Annotated in this window: 6 protein-coding genes; 3 read left to right on the top strand and 3 right to left on the bottom strand. The window is 40.9% G+C overall.

The features are described 5' to 3' along the window. Nucleotides 1–221: 221 nt before the first annotated feature. Both AAHB12_RS27840 and AAHB12_RS27835 read left to right on the top strand, forming a co-directional pair. Nucleotides 222–902 (top strand): MgtC/SapB family protein, encoded by a 681-nt coding sequence (locus AAHB12_RS27840; protein WP_342048435.1) that lies wholly within the window; start codon nt 222–224, stop codon nt 900–902. A 92-nt stretch (nt 903–994) separates the two neighbouring features. After that, nucleotides 995–1,987: a potassium channel family protein gene (locus AAHB12_RS27835; protein ID WP_342048434.1), complete on the top strand. Its 993-nt coding sequence runs from the start codon at nt 995–997 to the stop codon at nt 1,985–1,987. Here the strand turns inward: AAHB12_RS27835 and AAHB12_RS27830 are convergent. From AAHB12_RS27830 to AAHB12_RS27820, 3 genes are all read right to left on the bottom strand, one after another. Then, entirely contained in the window at nt 1,977–2,387 is a 411-nt protein-coding gene (locus AAHB12_RS27830; protein ID WP_129729533.1) for a YugN-like family protein, read from the bottom strand. The genes AAHB12_RS27835 and AAHB12_RS27830 overlap by 11 nt on opposite strands. A 366-nt stretch (nt 2,388–2,753) precedes the next feature. Further along, complete coding sequence (locus AAHB12_RS27825) at nt 2,754–4,103, bottom strand: glucose-6-phosphate isomerase (RefSeq protein ID WP_129729358.1); 1,350 nt, start codon at nt 4,101–4,103, stop codon at nt 2,754–2,756. Nucleotides 4,104–4,351: 248 nt separating this feature from the next. Next, complete coding sequence (locus tag AAHB12_RS27820) at nt 4,352–5,515, bottom strand: iron-containing alcohol dehydrogenase (protein ID WP_342048433.1); 1,164 nt, start codon at nt 5,513–5,515, stop codon at nt 4,352–4,354. A 375-nt stretch (nt 5,516–5,890) separates the two neighbouring features. Between AAHB12_RS27820 and AAHB12_RS27815 the strand changes: the two genes are divergently transcribed. Further along, nucleotides 5,891–6,124, top strand: a complete 234-nt coding sequence (locus AAHB12_RS27815; RefSeq protein WP_129729362.1) for a DUF378 domain-containing protein — start codon at nt 5,891–5,893, stop codon at nt 6,122–6,124. The last annotated feature ends 77 nt before the right edge of the window (nt 6,125–6,201 follow it).

The raw sequence follows: 6,201 nt of genomic DNA, 5'->3' as shown, positions 1-6,201 counted from the left end.
TATTAACATCACCGAATTTAGATGTCAACATTTTTTAATGATGTCCGCTTTATATTTTTTCATATCAGCGACGTTTATTAATATACCATTGGCTTTAATGAAATACAATACCTTTTTTATTATTTTTACATCATAAAGTGAACTTCTCTTCCTTTCCCCATATAAATTAAAATACAAACACTTTTGGCATACTACCTATTAGGATAGAGGGGGGAAAAAAAATGGATTATGCTGATGCTCTTCTAAAGCTTGGACTTTCGGCTTTTCTCGGCTTTATTATCGGATTGGAGCGGGAGTTAAGAAGAAAGCCCCTCGGCTTAAAAACATGTCTTGTAATTTCAATCATTAGTTGTCTCCTTACAATGGTTTCTATTCAAGCATCCTATCAACTGCCCAGTCCTGACCACATTCGAATGGATCCGTTGCGCCTCGCAGCACAAATTATTTCCGGCATCGGCTTTTTAGGAGGAGGCGTAATTCTCCGAAGAGAGAATGACAGTATTGCCGGCCTTACAACAGCGGCAATGATTTGGGGCGCGGCCGGTATTGGCATTACAGTTGGTGCAGGTTTTTATATCGAATCTATTGCTGGAATGCTGTTTCTTATTATAAGTGTGGAATTCATTCCTTTAATGATGAACACATTCGGACCTCGACCGCTTCGTCAACGTGAAATTGGTCTAAAAGTAATAGTGAACGATTTGCAAAACGTCCCAACAGTTATGGAAGAAATTCAAGGTATGGGTATTAAAGTAAACAATATGAAGCTAAAAGCACTGGACACAGGGGAGCATTTTCTACAATTAAAGCTGTCAGTTGACCAAAAACTCCATACGCCAGACCTTTATTTCGCTATCCAAAACATTACAAATGTGCGTGGCACGGAGGTTGAGAGCCTCTAAACCTGCCTCTTCGAGTTGGCTTCCAGCTAGAAATTTATACTTTCTTACATTGTAGCGTATCCGGCTTCTCAATTCTTAGGAGGGAACAACTTTTGAGTTCAAATGATTCAATTGTACAAACATCTCGATTGTCCATTCTTTGGCGCCTAGTTGTTATTATGGGTAGTCTGATTTTATCATTCGGTATTATCGCTCATTTCCTGGAGCCCCAAACCTTCCACACCTTCTTTGACGGAGTTTGGTGGGCTATTGTAACAACCTTTACCATAGGCTATGGAGACTTTGTTCCCCAAACATATGCAGGGCGCACAGTTGCTATCATTTTAATTTTGCTCGGAACAGCATTTGGTTCCTACTACATGGTATCATTTGCAACAGAAATGCTGAGCAGACAATATCTGAGACAAAAAGGGAAGTCTACTGTCTCATTTCAAAACCACATTATCATCGTAGGCTGGAACGAACGTGTAAAGCAGCTTTTACAGCAATTCGAAACACTTTACCCTAAAACACATCTTGTACTCATTGATGAAACATTACCTATATTGCCAAAAAAATTTGCCCATTTATTTTTTGTGAAAGGATGTCCCTATCACGATGACACCTTAAAACGAGCAAATATCATAGGTGCCCGAACGATTGTAATTACTGCCGACCAGGAAAAGGATGAGAGCAGCGCTGATACTCTGTCCGTGTTAACGATCCTCGCAGCAAAAGGATTGAATCCGTCTCTGTATTGTATCGTTGAAATATTGACAGCGCAGCAGGTAGATAATGCAAATCGCGCAGGAGCAAATGAAGTCTTGCAAACAAATAAGCTAATAGGTCATATTCTGACCTCTTCGCTCTTATTCCCAAGCGTCTCGCAAACATTCATTTCCTTCTGCAACCATTCGTCAGAAGCAGGCATTCGTCTCATTCCCCATAATAGCGAAGCAGAGGAGACGTTTCGATCCTGCAGCATACGTTCCCTAGAAAAAGATATTCTGCTGCTCGGAGTGAAACGGGACGGCAAGGATTATATTAATCCTCTCCATCCCTTTCCACTTTACCCAGATGATCTGTTGATTGTACTCATGAGGTAAGAATCTTTTCCTCTGCCTCTCTCACAAGGGCCTCCCCAGTATCTACATATTTTTGATCAACTGGACCGTCTGGATTTTTCGGTTCAGAAAACTGATCGAGTGATGTTAACGCTGAGGTAAAGGTGTTCACACGATCGTCAAGTTCTTCCTCATACACATGAGATAGCAAATAAGGAGTACCAATTCTGACAACCACCCCTCTGGCATCAAGCTCACCATTTACAGCCTCAAATGGAATACGTAAAAATTGATAGCCGTTGTTATCCGCAAGCTTATAATCAAAAGAACCTCTTTCGTACTCCCAGCCGCCGCCTATTACATAGCCGAGCGGCTTTAAAAGCTGCTCAAGCTTGTATAACTGAAATACTTGTCCTTCCAGTTTAGATGAAATAGGGATCATATCCTTCTTCCTTTCCATAACATATTCTGCATATAGCTTGCCCAAACACGCTCTCTTCCATTTACAACCAATGAATTAAGAAAAGCGGACAAGGCCCGCCTTTTATGGCAGCGTAGGTTCAGCCCGGAGTCTGCCATTTTGGGCCTTGGGAGCTAGACATCACTCCGAAAAGTTATACTTTCTTATCTTGCAAAAGAAAACTCGCTGATTGGCGAGCCGCTATGCGAAGACAGGAGCGTAGTTGCACTTATACTACACCCCTAAAATTTCCAAATACGCCGAATCCACTTCCAGCTGGAAATTTATACGTTCCTACAGCGTAAAAAATAAAAAGGACCTTAGCAAAAGCTAAAGTCCTTTTCAGTCTTATTTCAAACGTTGTTCTAATTGCGCTTTTAATTCTTCAAATCCAGGTTTGCCAAGAAGCGCAAACATATTCTTCTTATATGCTTCTACTCCTGGTTGATCAAATGGATTTACTCCTAGAAGATAACCGCTCATTGCGCAAGCTTTTTCAAAGAAGTAAACAAGGTAACCAAATGTATACTCGTCCAATGTAGGAATGTTTACAATTAGGTTTGGCACGCCGCCATCTGTATGAGCAAGCAAAGTGCCTTCAAATGCCTTTTTATTGACGAAGTCTACTGTTCTTCCTGCTAAATAGTTTAGACCGTCTAGATCAGTTTCTTCCGCTTCAATTTCCAACTCATAGCGAGGCTTCTCAACATTTAATACCGTTTCAAATAGATCACGGCGTCCCTCTTGAACATATTGTCCTAAAGAGTGCAAATCTGTTGAGAAGTTTGCAGATGATGGATAGATTCCTTTTTGGTCTTTTCCTTCACTCTCACCAAACAGCTGCTTCCACCATTCCGCGAAGTATTGTAATGCTGGCTCATAGTTAATGAGCATTTCAATCGTTTTTCCCTTATTATATAACGCATTGCGCACAACCGCATATTGATAAGCTGGGTTTGCCTCCAATTCGGATGTCCCGAAATCTTCATAGCCTTGTGCTGCGCCCTTCATCATCTCTTCAATATTTAAACCGCTTACCGCAATTGGAAGCAATCCAACAGCTGTTAATACAGAGTAGCGTCCACCTACGTCATCAGGGATTACGAATGTTTCATAGCCCTCTTCGTCTGCGAAAGTTTTTAACGCACCGCGTGCTTTATCTGTTGTTGCAAAAATACGTGTGCGCGCTTCTTCTTTTCCATATTTTTCTTCCAATAATTTACGGAAGATACGGAAAGCAAGAGCAGGCTCTGTTGTTGTACCAGATTTAGAAATTACGTTAATGGAGAAGTCTTTTCCCTCTAGTACATCCATTAAATCCTTCATGTATGTAGAGCTGATATTTTGACCCACAAATATAACCTGTGGTGTACGACGCTGTTCCTTCGTTAACGTACCGTAGAAGGAATGGCTCAATGCTTCAATTGCAGCACGAGCTCCTAGGTACGAACCGCCAATACCGATGACAAGCAAAATATCAGAGTCAGATTTAATTTTCTCAGCTGATTTTTGAATACGTGCAAATTCTTCCTTGTCATACGCAACAGGAAGCTCGATCCAGCCTAAAAAGTCATTTCCAGTTCCTGTTTTTTCATGAAGCGCATGGTGTGATACCTTTACTGCATCGCGTAAGTATGTAATTTCATGCTCACCGAAGAACGATAATGCTTTGGAATAATCAAATTTCACGTGTGTCATATTTCTCCCTCCAAATGTAAAAATTACGTGCCTCTTTCACTTTAACTAAACAGCGCTTGTAAATCAAGCAGACCTTTAGGTGTAAGCGTATCCAAAATAAAAGTATCCAGAAAATTCGCCAATTGGCGAGGATAGGGGTCCCAGTTACACTTTTTCCGAAAATCTCCTTCCGCATCGAATTAGCTTTCAGCTGAAAATTTATACTTTTTTACAGTGCAAAAAAGGCAGTCTTAGCTGCCTTTTTGCATTTATAGAGATGTGCGATAAATTTCCATGACATCTTCCTTCGTTAATTTCTTAAAGTTTCCGAACGATCCATTTATGACTGTTTTGTCCGCCATAAGCTCAATATGTTCATCGCCAATTTTGTAATCCGCAAGACGCGCAGGAGCACCAATTGATGTCCAGAAGCTGCGTAGCGCTTCAATACCTTCAAGCGCAACTTCGCGATCAGATTTTCCTTCTGTTTGTATATCAAATACACCTACAGCAAATTGCTTAAAGCGTAATACATTTTCATCAAGCACATGCTTCATCCAATTCGGGAATAATATTGCAAGACCTCCGCCATGCGGAATATCGTATACGGCCGAAACAGCATGCTCAATATTATGAGTCGCCCAATCACCACGTACACCCATTTGCAGTATTCCATTTAACGCCATTGTTCCGCAGTACAGAATTGTTTCACGAAGCTCGTAATTTTCCAAATCGTTTACCAATTTCGGAGCTGTTTTAATTACCGTTTTTAGCAAGGATTCACAGTAACGATCCTGAAGAAGGGTATTGGTTCCCTGATGGAAATATTGTTCGATAACATGCGACATAATATCGACCATACCATAAACCGTTTGATCCTGCGGCACAGTGAATGTATATACAGGATCCAAAATAGAAAACTGCGGAAAGGTAAATGGACTGCCCCATCCATATTTTTCATTCGTCTCCCAGTTGGTAATAACAGAGCCTGAATTCATTTCAGATCCTGTCGCTGCAAGTGTCAACACCGTACCAAAGGGGAGTGCTCCATTTGCTGCCACCTTGCGCGTAATAATATCCCATACATTCCCCTCATATTTCGCTCCTACTGCAATAGCCTTCGTGCAATCAATCACACTTCCGCCGCCAACAGCTAAGAGCACGTCAACATTATGCTCTTTACAGATATCTACACCTTTTTGAACAGTCGTTAAGCGAGGATTTGGCTCTACACCGCTCAATTCATGTACCTCTGCTCCAAGCTCGTTTAATATATCCATCACCTGATCATATAGACCGCTTCTCTTAATGCTTCCGCCGCCATATACAACCAATACCCTTTGACCATAGTTTGGTACCTCTACCTTTAGTTGTTCTAGCTGCCCCTTGCCGAAAATAAGCTTTGTTGGGTTATAAAACGTAAAATTCTGCATGTGTGTTCCTCCTTTTTAGTAAGATAACTTTCTCTTAAAGGGAATATCCGATTAATACTTATATGAAATAAAAATGGATAACTGAAAAGTTCCTGTTTATCGGTTCACCAAATAGATTCACCGTTTCTCCACGAGACAACACCCTAAAGCATTAAAATAAAGAAAACTCGCCGACTGGCGAGCCCTGCTCCTGGGCGAAGACAGAGGCGTAGTTGCACTTATAAATTTCCTGTTACGTTGAATTCGCTACAGACTAGAGATTTAGCCTTGCTTAAAGTGTACCAAAAAATATCTGTTTCCTAAAAAAATATGCATAAGGAGATTGTACGAAATACATTCTATAAAGGAAGCAATAAAACAAGGAGGAATTCTTATATGAGCACTTTACAACGTATTGCTTTAGTGTTAACGATAATCGGTGCATTAAACTGGGGACTCATCGGCTTCTTCCAATTTGATTTAGTAGCCGCTATTTTCGGCGGACAAGATGCAGCACTATCACGCATTGTATATGGTCTTGTAGGACTTTCTGGCCTCATCAACCTTGGCTTACTATTTAAACCTTCTGAAGAGCTCGGCACACGCCGAGAAGCCCGGGAAGTACGTTAAGTTAACCAGAAAATAAAAAAGAAGGCTATTTGCCTTCTTTTTTATTTTCTGGTTAACTCATCCTTTTCGAGAAGCAT

Source organism: Bacillus sp. OTU530 (assembly GCF_038440375.1).
This window is presented reverse-complemented; position numbering and strand designations above follow the sequence as displayed.

Excerpts from the sequence above, each read along its gene's own strand:
- AAHB12_RS27830 (WP_129729533.1), bottom strand. The coding sequence starts at position 2,387 with ATGATCCCTATTTCATCTAAACTGGAAGGACAAGTATTTCAGTTATAC.
- AAHB12_RS27825 (WP_129729358.1), bottom strand. The coding sequence starts at position 4,103 with ATGACACACGTGAAATTTGATTATTCCAAAGCATTATCGTTCTTCGGT.
- AAHB12_RS27820 (WP_342048433.1), bottom strand. The coding sequence starts at position 5,515 with ATGCAGAATTTTACGTTTTATAACCCAACAAAGCTTATTTTCGGCAAG.
- AAHB12_RS27840 (WP_342048435.1), top strand. The coding sequence starts at position 222 with ATGGATTATGCTGATGCTCTTCTAAAGCTTGGACTTTCGGCTTTTCTC.
- AAHB12_RS27815 (WP_129729362.1), top strand. The coding sequence starts at position 5,891 with ATGAGCACTTTACAACGTATTGCTTTAGTGTTAACGATAATCGGTGCA.